The following is a 16432-nucleotide window of genomic DNA, read 5'->3' on the forward strand; positions in this document are numbered from 1 at the left end:
TCGCTTTATTGCCGCCTCATCTGAGTGCTGCAGTTTTCGCCAGCGCTTATTGCGCGGCGCACTACACTTACAGAGGGAATTTTTACCCCCGCAAGGAAAACACGAGGATAAAGAATGTTAAAAAGGAAAAAGAAAGTCAGACCGATCAAGGTCAGTGACGTCACTATCATTGACGATGCGCGTCTGAAAAAAGCCATCACTGCCGCTTCACTGGGCAACGCGATGGAATGGTTTGATTTCGGTGTTTACGGTTTTGTTGCTTACGCTCTGGGTAAAGTCTTCTTCCCGGACGCCAGCCCTAGCGTGCAGATGATTGCCGCCCTGGGGACCTTCTCTGTTCCTTTCCTGATTCGCCCGCTAGGTGGACTGTTCTTCGGGATGTTAGGGGATAAATACGGTCGTCAGAAAATCCTGGCTATCACCATTGTCATCATGTCGCTCAGTACGTTTGCCATCGGGCTTATCCCGTCTTACGCCACTATCGGCATCTGGGCACCTATCCTGCTGCTGTTGGCAAAAATGGCCCAGGGCTTCTCGGTCGGCGGGGAATATACCGGCGCGTCTATTTTTGTAGCCGAATACTCTCCCGACCGTAAACGCGGCTTTATGGGCAGCTGGCTGGACTTCGGTTCGATAGCCGGGTTCGTCTGCGGCGCGGGCGTGGTTGTGCTGATTACCGCTATCGTTGGCGAAGAAAACTTCCTCGACTGGGGCTGGCGTATTCCGTTCTTCCTCGCGTTGCCGTTAGGTATTATCGGGCTTTATCTGCGCCATGCGCTGGAAGAGACCCCGGCATTCCAGCAGCACGTTGAGAAAATGGAGCAAGGCGATCGTGAAGGCCTGGCCGAAGGGCCAAAAGTCTCGTTCAAAGAGATTGCTACTAAGCACTGGCGCAGTCTGCTGGTCTGTATTGGTCTGGTGATTTCAACCAACGTGACCTATTACATGCTGCTGACCTACATGCCGAGCTACCTGTCCCATAACCTGCATTACTCGGAAGAGCACGGGGTGCTGATCATCATCGCCATTATGGTGGGGATGCTGTTCGTGCAGCCGATGATCGGCCTGCTGAGCGACCGTTTTGGTCGTCGCCCGTTTGTCTTCCTCGGCAGTATTGGCCTGTTCGCGTTCGCTATCCCGGCCTTTATGCTGATTAACAGCGGCGCCATTGGGCTGATTTTTGCCGGATTGCTGGTGCTGGCGGTGGTGCTGAACTTCTTTATTGGGGTGATGGCCTCGACCTTACCGGCGATGTTCCCGACCCACATCCGCTATAGCGCCCTGGCGAGCGCCTTTAACATTTCGGTGCTGATTGCCGGCCTGACGCCAACGCTTGCCGCATGGCTGGTCGAAAGTACGCAAAATCTGATGATGCCGGCTTACTACCTGATGGTGGTGGCGATTATCGGCTTGATTACCGCGATCACCATGAAAGAGACCGCCAATAAGCCGCTGAAAGGCGCGACGCCTGCGGCGTCTGATATTGCCGAGGCGCGTGAAATCGTGCAGGAGCATCACGACAATATCGAGCAGAAAATTGAGGACCTGGATAAGGAAATCGAAACGCTGCAGGCGAAACGTGCTCTGCTGGTGGATCAGCATCCGAGGATTAACGAGTAGTTTTTCCCCTCACCCTGACCCTCTCCCCGTGCGGGAGAGGGGATGAATAGAGAAGCCCCCACCAGCGCGTGGGGGCTTTTTTTTGGCCTTTTCCTGTTCGGCCTCTTCGTGGCAAACACAAGCGATTGTGTTAGGGCGGATGGGGTTCCGTTCAGTTTTATCTTCCGCTACCGGACATGTGAATGTCTCAGGTGGCATTACGCCACGCCCTTCACCCCGGCCCTCTCCCCAAAGGGGCGAGGGAGAAAACAGGTACGGTGAACGGAAGCTTAACCGAACCTTCATCATCGTCGATATTGACGCTCCCTCACAGCAAGTGGCAGTCAGGTTCTCAGCACTTTATCGCATTGGATATATCGTATATTTATATGCAAAGCGCAATTTTGACTTTGTGAATTGAGATAACTCACCTAACGTAAATACACTGAGAAAAGTCGATAAAAAACACCATTACAGGGTACACACATGCAAAAAAAAGTTCTGCCATTACTGCTGCTGGCTGCGCTGTCTGCGGCTTCCCACGCTGCAACGCCACCGGATACCCTGGTGGTTGCTCAAGGGCTGGACGACATCGTCAGCCTTGATCCGGCTGAGGCCAACGAACTCTCAAGTATTCAGACCGTGCCGAGCCTTTATCAGCGCCTGGTGCAGGCAGACCGCACGGACCCGGCCAAAGTCGTGCCGATTCTGGCGGCCAGTTGGCAAGGCGATGCGGCCAATAAGAAACTGACCATCAAGCTGCGCCCGGACGCTAAATTTGCCTCCGGCAACCCGCTGCGCCCGGAAGACGTGATCTTCTCCTACACCCGGGCGGTCACGCTGAACAAATCCCCGGCCTTTATCCTGAACGTACTGGGCTGGCAGCCTGACAACATTGCCAGCCAGTTGAAGAAAGTGGATGACCACACGCTGGAAGTGCACTGGACCGCGGACGTCAGCCCGGCGGTTGCGCTGAATATTCTTTCCACGCCTATCGCCTCCATCGTGGATGAAAAAGCGGTTGAGCCAAACGTGAAAGCCGGTGACTTCGGCAACGAATGGCTGAAAATGCACTCTGCCGGCAGCGGCCCGTTCAAAATGCGCGTTTATCAGCCACATCAGGCTATCGTGCTGGATGCCAACCCGACTTCTCCGGGCGATGCGCCAAAAGTGAAGAACATTATTATTAAAAACGTGCCCGATCCGGCCGCTCGCCGCCTGCTGATTCAGCAGGGTGACGCCGATATCGCCCGTGATTTGGGGTCTGACCAGACCAGCGCGCTGGAAGGCAAGCCGGGCGTGAAGGTGCTGAGCATTCCTTCAGCCGAGCAGAACTATTTAGTGTTTAACGTCGGCAACAACGCCAACCCGCTGCTGAAAAACCCGGCGCTGTGGGAAGCGGCTCGCTACCTGGTGGATTACCAGGGCATTACTAAAGATCTGCTGAAAGGCCAGTACTTCGTTCACCAAAGCTTCCTGCCGGTCGGCTTCGCGGGCGCGCTGGAAAATACCCCGTTCAAATTTGACCCGGCGAAAGCGAAAGAAATTCTGGCGAAAGCGGGCATCAAAGACGCACATTTCTCGCTGGATGTGGAAAACAAACCGCCGTTTATCACCATCGCTCAGTCCATGCAGGCAAGCTTTGCCCAAGGCGGCGTGAAGGTTGATCTGCTGCCAGCCGCCGGTAGCCAGGTGTATGCCCGCGTACGCGCGAAACAGCACCAGGCCGCCATTCGCCTGTGGATCCCGGATTACTTCGACGCCCACTCCAACGCCAGCGCCTTCGCCTATAACGACGGCAAAGCCAGCACCGTGGCCGGTCTGAACGGTTGGCAGATCCCGGAGCTGAATAAACAAACGCTGGCTGCCGTAGCAGAGGCCGATCCGGCCAAGCGCAAAGATCTCTATACCAAACTGCAGGAAGAGCTGCAGCGTAGCTCCCCGTACGTGTTTATTGACCAGGGTAAAACCCAGGTTGTGGTGCGAGATAACATCAAAGGCTACCAGCAGGGCCTGAATGCGGATATGGTGTATTACGATAACGTCACGAAATAACTGAACGGCCCCTCGCCCCGCCCTTTCCATCGTGAAAGAGGCCGGTCGGGGGGTTAATCACCATTAGCGCATAAAAGAGTTACCCATGTCCGAAGTCTCGCCTTCGTCGCAGCGCCTGCGGCGTCCGCTGCTCACCCTGCTTCAGGGAATATTTACCCTTGCTCTGACCCTGATTGGCCTGCTGCTGATTACCTTCGCGTTGTCTGCGCTGTCCCCGGTGGACAGAGTGCTGCAAATCGTCGGCGACCACGCCAGCCAGTCCACTTACGATCAGGTTCGCCACCAGTTGGGGCTGGACCAGTCGCTGCCCGTGCAGTTCTGGCATTATCTGGTCAATCTTGCCCACGGCGATTTAGGCATAGCCAGCTCAACCGGCCAGCCAGTGCTGCATGATTTGCTTTCAGCGTTCCCCGCCACCCTGGAACTCGCCACCCTGGCGCTGATCGTCGGCAGCGTACTTGGCGTACTTTTTGGTGTGCTTTGCGCCCGGTTCGCCGGTTCACCGCTGGATCTCGTGGTGCGCACTTTTACCCTGCTGGGCAACTCCGTGCCTATTTTCTGGCTGGGTCTGCTGATGCTGGCGCTCTTCTATGCTCGTCTGCAGTGGAGCGCCGGGCCTGGGCGGCTCGACGATATTTACCAGTACAGCGTCGAGGCCAAAACCGGCTTCGTGCTGATCGATACCTGGCTTTCCGGCGATAAAGGCGCGTTTCTCAACGCCATTAACCACCTGATTCTGCCGGTATTGCTGCTGGCCTATTATTCTCTCGCCAGCATCACCCGCCTGACCCGCACGGCCTGCCTGAGCGAAATGAACAAAGAGTACATTACGCTCGCCCGCGCGAAGGGCGCAGGCGACATGGCGATTCTGGTGCGCCATGTGTTGCCCAACATTCGCGGCACGCTGTTCACCGTGATCGCTCTGGCTTACACCAGCATGCTCGAAGGTGCGGTGCTGACGGAAACCGTCTTCTCCTGGCCGGGTATTGGCCGCTATCTCACCACCGCGCTGTTTGCCGGGGATACCACCGCCATCATGGGCGGCACGCTGCTGATCGGCGTGTCATTTGTGCTGATCAATAACCTGACCGACATACTGGTGCGCGCCACCGACCCGAGGATCCGCTGATGCCGTCTTCTATTTTTCTGCGACGCATGCTGCGCTCCCCGGCGGCCCTTAGCGGGCTGATTATCATTGCCGGGCTGGTGCTTATCGCGCTGTTTGCGCCGTGGCTGGCTCCGTTCGATCCCAACTGGCAGGATGCCGCCGCGCGCCTGCAGGCGCCCAACGCCCAACATCTGCTGGGCACCGACAGCTATGGCCGCGACCTGCTTTCTCGCCTGCTCTACGGCACTCGCCCGGCGCTGGGCCTGGTGCTGCTGGTGACCATTATTACCCTGCCGGTTGGGCTGCTGATTGGCATTCTGTCCGGCTATTACGGCGGCTGGCTGGAGCGTATATTGATGCGCTTTACCGATGTAGTCATGTCGATGCCCCGCCTGATTTTGGCCTTTGCCTTTGTGGCAATGCTCGGCCCAGGGCTGGTTAACGGCGCGCTGGCGCTGGCGTTGACCACCTGGCCCGCCTATGCCCGCCAGGCAAGAAGTGAAATACAGCGCCTGCGCCATAGCGATTATCTTGCGGCCGCAGAAATGATGGGCATCAAAGGCTTGCGGCTGCTGGTCGGCCATATTCTGCCGCTGTGTCTGCCTTCCGCCATTGTGCGCCTGGCGCTGGATCTGGCCGGGATTATTCTTGCCGCCGCCGGTCTGGGTTTCCTCGGCTTAGGCGCCCGCCCGCCGATGTCCGAATGGGGCGCGATGATTGCCGACGGAATGCAGGTCATTTTCGACCAATGGTGGATTGCCGCCATTCCGGGCACCGCCATTCTGCTGAGCAGCCTGGCGTTTAACCTGCTGGGCGATGGCCTGCGCGACGTGCTGGAGCCGCAACATGACTAATAGAATTACCGTTTCCGGGCTGAATATCGACTATCCCGGCAGCCGGGTAGTCAGCAACCTCTCCTTCACGCTGGGCAATGAACGCCTGGCGCTGGTCGGCGAATCCGGCTCAGGCAAATCCATGACGGCTCGCGCGCTGATGGGGCTGGTGCGTAAACCAGGCAAAGTGAATGCAGAGCAGCTCAGCGTGATGGGGCACGACCTGCTCGACATGAATGCCCGGGGCTGGAACCAGCTGCGCGGGAGTGACATCGCCATGGTGCTGCAGGACCCGCGCTATGCACTGAACCCGGTCAAAAGCGTGCAGCAGCAAATTGACGAAGCGCTACGATTGCACCAGAAGCTGTCCACTGCCGAACGCCGCGATCGCTGCCGCGAACTGGTGCAATCCGTTGGGTTGCCGGATGCGGTTCTGATGCGTTACCCCGGCGAACTGTCCGGCGGCATGGGCCAGCGCGTGATGATCGCCATTGCGCTCGCCAATAATCCCAAAGTGCTGATCGCGGACGAACCTACGTCGGCGCTCGACGCCCGCCTGCGCAACCAAATCCTTGAGCTGCTGGTAGCCCAGTGCGAACAGCGGCAAATGGCGCTGCTGTTGATCAGCCACGATCTGCCGCTGGTGGCGGAACACTGTCACCGCGTGCTGGTGATGTACCAGGGCCAAAAAGTCGATGAAATGGCGGCAGGCGAACTGGCACAGGCCACGCATCCTTACACGCGCACGCTCTGGACCTGCCGTCCAAATGCCGACACCTACGGGCAGATGCTACCGACGCTGAACCGCATCGAATTCCAGCCAGGAGAAACCTATGGCGATCGTTAAGGTTGATAATCTAAGCGTGCAGTTCGCCGCCAAAGGCGGGATCAAAACCGCCGTCGCCGGAGCCAGTTTCTCTCTTGAACAGGGCGAGACATTTAGCCTGATTGGCGCTTCCGGCTGCGGGAAATCTACCATCCTGCGCGTGCTGGCCGGGCTACAGCGTGACTGGAAGGGAGATGTGGAGCTGATGGGCAACCGCATTGCGGCAGGGAAACGCTTCCAGGGCGCGCTGCGTCGCGAAGTGCAGATGGTGTTTCAGGATCCGTATGCCTCGCTGCACCCCAACCACACGATTTGGCGCACGCTGGCCGAGCCGCTGAAAATCCATGGTGAAAGCGAGATTGAAGCCCGAGTGGCGGAAGCATTAGAGCAGGTCGGCCTGCAGTCCGAGGCGGCAAAACGCTACCCGCACCAGCTTTCCGGCGGCCAGCGCCAGCGCGTGGCGATTGCCCGTGCGCTGCTGCTTCGCCCCAAAATTCTGCTGCTCGACGAACCCACTTCCGCGCTGGATATGTCGGTCCAGGCGGAGATCCTCAACCTGCTCAATCGTCTGAAGCAGCAGCACGGCATGACCTATCTGCTGGTCAGCCACGATGCCGACGTGATTGCGCATATGTCCGACCGGGCGGCGTTTATGGCCAACGGGGTGATTGAGCGCACCTTCGATCGTGCTGCGCTGGTAAACGGGGAACACAGGATGGCGAACGCGTAACGCATTATTCCAGCGTGACCATTTCTTCGTCAGACAAAGCCAGAATACAGCGATTGCGGCCCGTGTTTTTGCCGTAATACATGGCTTTGTCTGCCCGACCAATGGCGCTGTGCAGGGAGTCATTCGCACTGACGAGGGTCAGCCCCCCGGTTACCGTCACGCGGATTGCCTGGTCATCCACGCTGATGGGCTGGCTGGCTAAGTGCTGGCAAATGCGCTGCCCGGCCTGCTCTGCCTGCTCACGACTGGTCGCTTCCAGCAGCATAATAAACTCCTCGCCGCCAAAGCGATAAATGCGCTCTTCGTTACGCGTAGCCCCTTTAAGAATGGATGCGACGCTGCGCAACACATCATCTCCGGCGTTGTGTCCCCAGGTGTCATTGATCGTTTTAAAACGGTCAATATCCATGATCAGCAAATAAAGGTTGCGCTCCGCACGCTCGCAGCGAGAGCGTATCAGCGGAAATTCCTGATACATTAAATGGCGTAGCGGCAGGCCGGTTAACGCGTCGTACAAATTGCGGTAGGAAAAAAGGTATTCTTTATACTGATCGATACTGGAAATAAAATTTTGCTGCGCTTCATTGTAATGATTCAGCAATTCTTCACTAACCTGTTTGCCGATAATAGATAACATGAGTACCCGGGCGGCAGCGTGCATATCGGTGTGGTGCTTATCAATCAGCAGAATCAACTCCCGGTCCAGACTCCCCCCCTGCAAACGCTGCCCCAGCCAGCGGCTGAAACGACAATGCTGATGGGAATGAAGATCGTTGATTTCTTTATCGGGTTCACCGCCCAGCAGGCTGAGGCGCAGGCACTTATTTGCCCAGTTATAATGATCGCGGATGGCAATATTTAGCTCTGATAAAGAGCTGTCGATGTCCTTTATATTGATAGTCACGCTATGCACACCTTGTGTTTAACGGGTCAAGTTAATATCCACCACCTGATGATAACGAATATCGCGGGTTAATTTTCACGCCGAATCATAACTTAAACAAATCCTAAACGGCCAATCCATATTAAAAACTTTACGAATAAGGACATTTATTGTTATACGGTATTTCAGAATAAATAAGCATCTATTAACCATTAAGAAATGCTAAACAATAATAAGCCCGATCTTTATTTTCCTTTTTGAGCCATACGGAAACATGTCGCCCCAAAATGGTGCGAATCTCTTCTCAGCAAGGTCATGCTCACGCAATCGACCCTCAGCATTAAAACACGCAAAATGTCATCTATTGTGATTAATTATTGCACAGATGTACTCCTGCGGGCGTTTATCCCGATTTCACCTACGGCGCGCTACCTGGCGCAATCCCTGCAATACTTATTTTGTGTATCGCGTGATACGCCACACCCAGGAGCACATTTTGAACAGGTTACCTTCCAGCGCCTCGGCCCTTGCCTGTACGGCGCACGCACTGAACATTATTGAAAAGAAGTCACTTAGCCATGAGGAGATGAAGGCGCTAAACCGGGAGGTGGTTGATAGCTTCCAGCAGCACGTTAATCCGGGTTTTCTTGAGTACCGCAAGTCCGTTACCGCCGGCGGGGATTACGGAGCCGTAGAGTGGCAAGCGAGCAGCCTGAATACGCTTGTCGACACCCAGGGCAAAGAGTATATCGATTGCTTGGGTGGGTTCGGCATCTTTAATGTGGGGCACCGTAATCCAGTCGTTGTTTCCGCCGTCCAGCATCAACTTGAAAAACAGCCCCTGCACAGCCAGGAACTGCTCGACCCTCTGAGGGCGATGCTCGCTAAAACGCTTGCCACACTGACTCCGGGTAAACTCAAATACAGCTTCTTTAGCAACAGCGGTACTGAGTCCGTGGAAGCCGCAATAAAACTGGCCAAAGCGTACCAGTCGCCACGAGGGAAATTTACCTTTATTGCTACCAGCGGCGCGTTCCACGGCAAGTCTCTGGGCGCACTTTCGGCCACGGCGAAATCCACTTTCCGCAAACCATTTATGCCGCTGCTGCCGGGATTCCGCCACGTACCCTTTGGCAATATCGAGGCATTACGCACGCAGTTCAGCGAATGTCGTAAAACCGGTGATGATGTAGCCGCGCTGATCCTGGAACCTATTCAGGGCGAAGGCGGGGTGATCCTGCCGCCGCCTGGCTACCTGCCTGCGGTGCGCCAGCTTTGTGACGAATTCGGCGTGCTGCTGATTCTGGATGAAGTGCAAACCGGGATGGGCCGCACCGGCAGGATGTTTGCCTGCGAACACGAAAACGTGCAGCCGGACATTCTCTGCCTTGCCAAAGCGTTGGGCGGCGGCGTGATGCCGATTGGCGCCACGGTTGCGACAGAAGAGGTGTTTTCTGTGCTGTTTGATAACCCGTTCCTGCACACCACCACGTTTGGTGGCAACCCGCTGGCCTGCGCTGCGGCGCTGGCGACTATTCACTACCTGCTGGAAGAGAATCTGCCTGCTCAGGCGGCTCAGAAAGGGCAACTGCTGCTGGATGGCTTCCGGGCGCTGGCCCGTGAGTTCCCCGATCTGGTTGTTGAGGCACGCGGCCAGGGGCTGTTAATGGCGATTGAGTTCTGCGACAACGACATCGGCTACGAGTTTGCCAGCCAGATGTTCCGCCAGCAGGTGCTGGTGGCCGGGACGCTGAATAATGCCAAAACCATTCGGGTCGAGCCGCCGCTGACGCTGACCATTGAGCAGTGCGAGCATGTGCTTGAGTACGCGAAGCGCGCGCTTTACAGGCTGAGAGTGACGCAGGATGAGACGGCAGAGGCGCAGGAAAGCTGAGTGCCCCTCTCCCTGACAGGGAGAGGGGGTTTTTCCTATTCAACCCACTCCCTTTGTTTTTTCCCCTCTCCCCTTGGGGAGAGGGCCAGGGTGAGGGGGCATTCCCTACGGCAGCAGCCCAATAAAACTCTGCTTCTTACGCGGCTCAGACATCATCTCATCCAGCTTCTCAACGCAGGCGAGATAGTGCGGGGTCTTCTTGTGCGCCAGCACCGCGGCCTCATCCTGATAGGCCTCGTAGATATAAAATCGCGTTGAAACCTCCGGGTCCTGCAGCACATCAAAGCGTAAATTACCGGGCTCTTTGATGGCGCCTTCGTGATTCGCCCGAAACACGTCCAGAAACTCGTCGACCCGCTCTGGCTTAATGTTGATCTCCACCAGCGTGACGTTCATGCCTTACCTCCCTGATGCTTCGCTTCAAGCCAGAACTGATAGGCCTCGCGGGCAGATGCTTTCTCATGCACCACCTTCTTCACCGCCTGCAGCATCGCCAGGGGTGCTTCAGACTGGAAGATGTTGCGCCCCATATCCACACCGGATGCGCCCTGGTCTATCGCCTTAAAGCACATCTCCAGCGCCTCCTGCTCGGGCAGTTTTTTACCTCCGGCGATAACGATCGGCACTGGGCAGCTGGCGGCGACTTTCTCAAAACCTTCCTCAACGAAGTAGGTTTTTACAAACTGCGCCCCAAGCTCGGCGGCAATGCGGCTAGACAGCGAGAAGTAGCGCGCGTCACGGGCCATTTCTTTGCCCACGCCGGTAACCGCCAGCGTAGGAATGCCGTAGCGCGTTCCCTCGTCCACCAGCTTGATGATGTTGTTGATCGACTGATGCTCATACTCGCTGCCGATATAAATTTGCGCGGCCACCGCGCAGGCGTTGAGGCGTAATGCATCCTCCATCGTCACGGCGACGCTTTCGCGCGAGAGTTCGCTGAGGATCGAATTGCCGCCGGAGGCGCGCAGCACAACAGATTTGTTGGTGGCAGGCGGGACCACGCTGCGTAGAATGCCGCGGGTACACATCAGCACGTCGGTTTCAGGGAACAGCGGCGCAATAGAGAGGTCAATACGCTCCAGGCCGGTCGTCGGCCCCTGAAAATAGCCGTGATCGAAAGCCAACATCACGGTGCGCCCGGTGCTGGGGTTAAAAATCCTCGCCAGCCGCGACTGCATGCCCCAGTCCAGCGCCCCGCTTCCCTTCAGGTAAAACGCCCGGTTCTCCTGCGGCTGGCCAATACCGAAGTCTTTTCCATCTTTAATATCATCCAGATCTGCCATCAAGTTCTCTCCCGGATCCATCAGTGAATAAGAGATAGTGTTCAAAAACTTAGTCAGGGATCGCCCATCGCAACCGTGCAGCGATCACAAAACATCCAAATAGATCGGTCAAATCGCCCGCGATAGATAAGAGTTTATTTATTGAACGAGCGACGGAAGAGGTCTGTGAATGAGTTATCTACTTGCACTGGACGCCGGAACGGGCAGTATCCGCGCCGTGATCTTCGATACTTCTGGCCAGCAAATAGCCGTTGGCCAGGCCGAATGGAAGCACTTGAGCGTGACAGATGTGCCGGGATCGATGGAGTTCGATCTCGCCGTTAACTGGCAGCTGGCCTGCCGCTGCATCCGCGAGGCCCTGCACAACGCTAACCTCTCCTCTTCGGCGATAAGTGCCGTTGCCTGTTGCTCTATGCGGGAAGGGATTGTGCTGTACGATCGCCACGGCGAGCCAATCTGGGCCTGCGCAAACGTGGATGCTCGCGCCAGCCGCGAAGTCAGCGAGCTGAAAGAGATCCACGACTTCCAGTTTGAATCCGAGGTGTACCAGGTTTCAGGCCAGACGCTGGCGCTGAGCGCCATGCCCCGCCTGCTTTGGCTGGCACACCATCGCCCGGATATCTACCGCAAAGCCGCCACCATCACCATGATCAGCGACTGGCTGGCGGCCAAACTCTCCGGTGAGCTGGCGGTTGACCCCTCTAACGCCGGTACGACCGGGATGTTGGATCTATCGACCCGCGACTGGCGGCCTGCCCTGCTGGATATGGCCGGGCTGCGCGCCGACATACTTTCCCCGGTCAAAGAAACCGGCACCGTGCTGGGCGGCATAACCCCACAGGCGGCTGAAGAAAGCGGGTTGCTAAAAGGCACGCCGGTGGTGATGGGCGGCGGCGACGTCCAGCTTGGCTGCCTGGGGCTGGGCATTGTCCGGCCTGGGCAGACGGCGGTGCTGGGCGGCACATTCTGGCAGCAGGTGGTGAACCTGCCGGCAATCAAAACCGACCCCGACATGAACATCCGCATTAACCCACACGTCATCCACAACATGGTGCAGGCGGAGTCCATTAGCTTCTTCACCGGCCTGACGATGCGCTGGTTCCGGGACGCCTTCTGCGCGGAAGAAAAGCTGCTGGCCGAGCGCCTCGGCGTGGATACCTATGCGCTAATGGAAGAGATGGCGGGCCGGGTACCTGCGGGCTCCCACGGGGTGATGCCCATTTTCTCTGATGCCATGCATTTCAAGCAGTGGTACCACGCCGCGCCGTCGTTCATTAACCTCTCCATCGACCCTGAGAAGTGCAACAAAGCGACGCTATTCCGCGCCTTAGAGGAAAACGCGGCGATTGTGTCCGCCTGTAATCTGGAGCAGATTTCCGGCTTTTCTGGCGTGAGGTTCGACTCGCTCGTCTTCGCCGGAGGGGGTTCAAAAGGCGCGCTGTGGAGCCAGATCCTGAGCGATGTCACCGGCCTGCCGGTGCGCGTGCCGGTGGTCAAAGAGGCCACGGCGCTGGGCTGCGCGATTGCCGCTGGCGTAGGCGCCGGGCTTTTTGATTCGCTAGCCAGCACAGGGGAGCGTCTGGTGCAGTGGCAGCGAGAGTTCACGCCAAATCCGGCGCACCACGAGCTTTACGACGAGATGAAGCGCAAATGGCAAAAAGTGTATGCCGACCAGTTAACGCTGGTGGACAGCGGCCTGACGACGTCGATGTGGCAGGCGCCGGGGCTTGTGCCGAGAGTGGCAGGATAATTTTCCCCTCACCCCGGCCCTCTCCCCAGAGGGGAGAGGGGGGATTAGTTAAGTGAGTGGTTTTTTATCCCCTCTCCCTTCCAGGGAGAGGAGGAATTAGTTAAGTGTGTGGTTTTTTATCCCCTCTCCCTTCCAGGGAGAGGGAGAATTAGTTAAGTGTGCGGTTTTTTATCCCCTCTCCCTTCCAGGGAGAGGGCTAGGGTGAGGGTAAAAACACTTTGTATCACACTGTATCCACTACCCCGCCAGATACGCCGCCATGCAAAAAGGGCGGTTTGAAAAACACACCGCCTACAATCTCGTGATGTGATAACCGAACATTTTCTAATGGCTTTGGAGAAAACATCATGTTCAACAAACTGACCCTGTCTGCGCTGATTGCCCCTCTTTCTCTCTCGGTCGTCTTCGCCTGCCAGGCGGAAGCCGCGGGCTTTGATGCCGGACAAATAAAACAGATTAACGCGGGCGTGCTGAACGTCGGCTATGTCGATCTCGGCCCGAAAGACGGGCAGCCGGTAATTCTGCTGCACGGCTGGCCCTACGACATCAACAGCTTTGATACGGTAGCGCCTGAGCTGGCAAAGCAGGGCTACCGGGTTATCGTGCCAAATCTGCGCGGCTTCGGCAGCACCCGGTTCCTTTCCCCTTCCACTCCTCGTAATGGTGAACCGGCGGCGCTGGCTCAGGATACCGTTGCGCTAATGGATGCGTTGCATATCAAACAGGCCATTTTCGCTGGCTACGACTGGGGCGCACGCACGGCGGATATCGTGGCGGCGCTGCACCCTGAACGGGTGAAAGCGCTGGTGTCGGTCAGCGGCTATCTGATTAGTAGCCAGGAAGCAGGGAAAAAACCGCTGCCGCCGCAGGCCGAGCTGCAATGGTGGTATCAGTTCTATTTCGCGACTCCACGCGGCGCGGCAGGATATGAGAAAAACACCCATGACTTCGCCAGACTGATCTGGCAGCAGGCTTCGCCGGGCTGGAAGTTCAGCGATGAGACCTTTAACACCAGCGCCAAATCACTGGATAACCCGGACCACGTTGCGATTACCCTGAGCAACTATCGCTGGCGCCAGGGGCTGGAAAACGGCGAGCAGAAGTACGCGGCTGATGAGAAAAAACTGGCTGCGCTGCCGAATATCACCGTGCCAACCATCACCATTGAAGGCGACAACAACGGCGCACCACATCCTGCACCGGCGGCCTATGCGGCGAAATTTACCGGCAAATATGAACACCGAACCTTCAGTGGAAACATCGGCCATAACCCACCACAAGAAGCGCCAGAGGCGTTTGTGAAGGCAGTGGTAGATGCCGGTAAGTTGTAGTAAAAAAAGAAAAACATAGCCGTTCACTGCCGGGCGGCTATGCTAGTTTTAGCCTTCACTTTTAGCGCCGGGAGCCCCAGGTGGAAGATATCGATCATATTCTCGTGGTGGACGACGACCGCGATATTCGCGAGCTAATCGTCAGCTATCTGGAAAAATCCGGCTACCGGGCCAGCGGCGCGGCCAACGGCAAGGAGATGCGTTCCGTTCTGGATAAGCAGCACGTCGATTTAGTGGTGCTGGACGTGATGATGCCCGGCGACGACGGGCTGACGCTCTGCCGCCAGATGCGCAGCGATAAGCACAAAGATCTGCCTATTTTAATGCTGACCGCCAGAAACGAAGACAGCGACCGGATCCTCGGCCTCGAAATGGGCGCGGACGACTACGTGGTAAAGCCTTTTGTCGCCCGAGAACTGCTGGCGCGGATCAAGGCGATCCTTCGTCGCTTCCGCGCGTTACCCCCCAATTTGCAGGTGACCGAAGCGGGCAGGATCATCGCTTTTGGCGAGTGGCAGCTTGATACTTCGGCCCGGCATCTGATTGATTTACAAGGCACGATCGTTGCCCTGAGCGGGGCGGAATATCGCCTGCTGCGCGTGTTTTTGGATCACCCGCAGCGCGTTTTGACGCGCGATCAGCTGCTGAACCTGACTCAAGGCCGCGATGCAGAGCTATTCGAGCGCTCGATCGATTTACTGGTCAGCCGCGTCCGCCAGCGCTTAAATGAGGATGCCCGCACCCCGGCCTACATCAAAACCGTGCGTAGCGAAGGCTATGTGCTTTCCGTTCCCGTGACGATCGTCGAGGCGCGAGAATGAGGCTTTGGCCCCGAACTCTGCTTTCCCGGCTGTTTCTTATCGTTCTCGTCGGCCTGCTGCTGGCCAACGGCCTGACTCTGGCGCTAACCACGCTCGAGAGAATGAACAGCGCCCGCAGCGTGATGCTGGATAACCTGCAAAACAATGTTGCCACCAGCGTCGCGATCCTCGACAAGCTACCGCCCAATGAGCGACCGGCCTGGCTGGACCGACTCGCCCGGGAAAATTACCACTACATTCTTGGGCCAGGGACACCGGGCAAACCACCCACCGACGAACGTTCTAAAGACGCTATTGCATCTCTGAAAGAGGCGCTGGGCGAGCATTATCAGCTCGATTTCACCTCCATTCCCGGTATGCGCTCCCATATTCAGGCGCATTTGACGCTGGCCGACGGCTCGCCGCTGACCATCGACCTTACGCCGCGTATGCCGCCGATTGAAACCTGGCTGCCGGTGGTGATTGCCATCCAGCTTGTCCTGCTGGCGCTTTGCGCATGGTTTGCCGTGCGCCAGGTGGTGTTGCCGTTTACCCGTTTTACCCGCGCCGTTGAAGCGCTGGAACCCGCCAGCTCAAGCCCCGTGGACATGCAGGAAAGCGGCCCGCTGGAAGTGGAACACGCGGCCAAAGCGTTTAACGCGATGCAGGCCAGAATCCAGGGGCACCTGAAAGAACGCACGCAAATTCTGGCCTCCATTTCGCATGACTTACAGACGCCGATTACCCGCATGAAGCTGCGCCTGGAAATGAGCGACGAGCCGGAACTGCGCGACAAACTAATGCAGGATCTGGACAACATGACGCATCTCGTCCGCGAGGGCATCGCTTATGCAAGGTCGTCGGAAAGTCTGGAAGAGGCTCCCCAGCGTATTGAGTTGAGGGCGTTTGTGGATAGCATTGCCTGCGATTATCAGGACGTCGGCAAAGCCGTGACGTTTGCCGCGCCGGAAGTGTCACTCCCGCTTTCGACCCGCCCCCAGGCGCTGCGCCGTATTCTGACCAACCTGCTGGATAATGCGCTGAAGTTCGGCACCGCCGCTGAAGTCAGCCTGACGGCGGGAGCCAGCCAGGTCACGCTGGCAGTGTGCGATAACGGGCCGGGGATCCCCGAGGAGGAGCTGGACGCCGTGTTGCAGCCTTTTTACCGCGTGGAAAGTTCCAGAAATCGCGACACCGGCGGCACCGGGCTTGGGCTGGCGATAGCCGCCCAGCTTGTCGGCCAGTTAGGGGGGAAATTAACGCTGACTAACCGGCCACAGGGCGGTTTGCAGGCCTGCATCACGCTGCCTGTAGCCTGATTGTATCGCTCTGTATGCCGC

Annotated in this window: 14 protein-coding genes; 11 read left to right on the top strand and 3 right to left on the bottom strand. The window is 57.3% G+C overall.

Going from position 1 to position 16432, the window contains the following annotated elements:
- Positions 1 to 114: 114 nt before the first annotated feature.
- From proP to ACREYP_RS19545, 6 genes are all read left to right on the top strand, one after another.
- On the top strand, positions 115 to 1620 hold the full coding sequence (gene proP / locus ACREYP_RS19520) for a glycine betaine/L-proline transporter ProP (protein ID WP_008460508.1): 1506 nt from the start codon (positions 115 to 117) through the stop codon (positions 1618 to 1620).
- A 465-nt stretch (positions 1621 to 2085) separates the two neighbouring features.
- On the top strand, positions 2086 to 3654 hold the full coding sequence (locus ACREYP_RS19525) for an ABC transporter substrate-binding protein (protein WP_039299945.1): 1569 nt from the start codon (positions 2086 to 2088) through the stop codon (positions 3652 to 3654).
- An 85-nt stretch (positions 3655 to 3739) separates the two neighbouring features.
- On the top strand, positions 3740 to 4783 hold the full coding sequence (locus ACREYP_RS19530; RefSeq protein ID WP_336818328.1) for an ABC transporter permease: 1044 nt from the start codon (positions 3740 to 3742) through the stop codon (positions 4781 to 4783).
- The gene (locus tag ACREYP_RS19535) at positions 4783 to 5616 is read left to right on the top strand and encodes an ABC transporter permease (protein ID WP_336818327.1); all 834 of its coding nucleotides are present in this window, start codon (positions 4783 to 4785) and stop codon (positions 5614 to 5616) included. Before ACREYP_RS19530 ends, ACREYP_RS19535 begins: the two co-directional genes overlap by 1 nt.
- Positions 5609 to 6442: an ABC transporter ATP-binding protein gene (locus ACREYP_RS19540; RefSeq protein WP_336818326.1), complete on the top strand. Its 834-nt coding sequence runs from the start codon at positions 5609 to 5611 to the stop codon at positions 6440 to 6442. The genes ACREYP_RS19535 and ACREYP_RS19540 overlap by 8 nt, the downstream gene beginning before the upstream one ends.
- Complete coding sequence (locus ACREYP_RS19545; protein ID WP_008460503.1) at positions 6429 to 7151, top strand: ABC transporter ATP-binding protein; 723 nt, start codon at positions 6429 to 6431, stop codon at positions 7149 to 7151. Before ACREYP_RS19540 ends, ACREYP_RS19545 begins: the two co-directional genes overlap by 14 nt.
- A gap of 4 nt (positions 7152 to 7155) precedes the next feature.
- On the opposite strand, the gene ACREYP_RS19550 is transcribed toward ACREYP_RS19545, so the two are convergent.
- A complete protein-coding gene (locus ACREYP_RS19550; protein ID WP_336983497.1) occupies positions 7156 to 8055 on the bottom strand; it encodes a diguanylate cyclase in 900 nt (299 codons plus the stop codon).
- A 475-nt stretch (positions 8056 to 8530) separates the two neighbouring features.
- Between ACREYP_RS19550 and ygjG the strand changes: the two genes are divergently transcribed.
- Entirely contained in the window at positions 8531 to 9928 is a 1398-nt protein-coding gene (gene ygjG / locus ACREYP_RS19555) for a putrescine aminotransferase (RefSeq protein ID WP_336818324.1), read from the top strand.
- A 105-nt stretch (positions 9929 to 10033) separates the two neighbouring features.
- Here ygjG and lsrG read toward each other — a convergent pair whose 3' ends face one another.
- Positions 10034 to 10324, bottom strand: coding sequence for a (4S)-4-hydroxy-5-phosphonooxypentane-2,3-dione isomerase (gene lsrG / locus ACREYP_RS19560; protein ID WP_008460496.1), 291 nt, complete (start codon positions 10322 to 10324; stop codon positions 10034 to 10036).
- Complete coding sequence (gene lsrF / locus ACREYP_RS19565; protein WP_336818323.1) at positions 10321 to 11211, bottom strand: 3-hydroxy-5-phosphonooxypentane-2,4-dione thiolase; 891 nt, start codon at positions 11209 to 11211, stop codon at positions 10321 to 10323. The genes lsrG and lsrF overlap by 4 nt, the downstream gene beginning before the upstream one ends.
- A 169-nt stretch (positions 11212 to 11380) precedes the next feature.
- Here lsrF and lsrK point away from each other — a divergent pair, with 169 nt between their 5' ends.
- The 4 genes from lsrK to ACREYP_RS19585 all read left to right on the top strand — a co-directional run bounded on the left by lsrK (position 11381) and on the right by ACREYP_RS19585 (position 16411).
- Positions 11381 to 12961 carry an autoinducer-2 kinase gene (lsrK, locus tag ACREYP_RS19570; RefSeq protein ID WP_336818322.1) on the top strand — a complete coding sequence of 527 codons (1581 nt, stop codon included), beginning with the start codon at positions 11381 to 11383 and terminating at the stop codon, positions 12959 to 12961.
- A 347-nt stretch (positions 12962 to 13308) separates the two neighbouring features.
- Positions 13309 to 14292 (top strand): alpha/beta fold hydrolase, encoded by a 984-nt coding sequence (locus ACREYP_RS19575; RefSeq protein ID WP_008460493.1) that lies wholly within the window; start codon positions 13309 to 13311, stop codon positions 14290 to 14292.
- A gap of 80 nt (positions 14293 to 14372) precedes the next feature.
- Positions 14373 to 15113 (top strand): response regulator, encoded by a 741-nt coding sequence (locus ACREYP_RS19580; RefSeq protein ID WP_336818321.1) that lies wholly within the window; start codon positions 14373 to 14375, stop codon positions 15111 to 15113.
- The gene (locus ACREYP_RS19585) at positions 15110 to 16411 is read left to right on the top strand and encodes a sensor histidine kinase (protein WP_336818320.1); all 1302 of its coding nucleotides are present in this window, start codon (positions 15110 to 15112) and stop codon (positions 16409 to 16411) included. Before ACREYP_RS19580 ends, ACREYP_RS19585 begins: the two co-directional genes overlap by 4 nt.
- The last annotated feature ends 21 nt before the right edge of the window (positions 16412 to 16432 follow it).

Origin of the sequence: Enterobacter sp. TMH.L2, assembly GCF_050847315.1 — a bacterium.
In the GTDB taxonomy this organism is placed as follows: domain Bacteria; phylum Pseudomonadota; class Gammaproteobacteria; order Enterobacterales; family Enterobacteriaceae; genus Cedecea.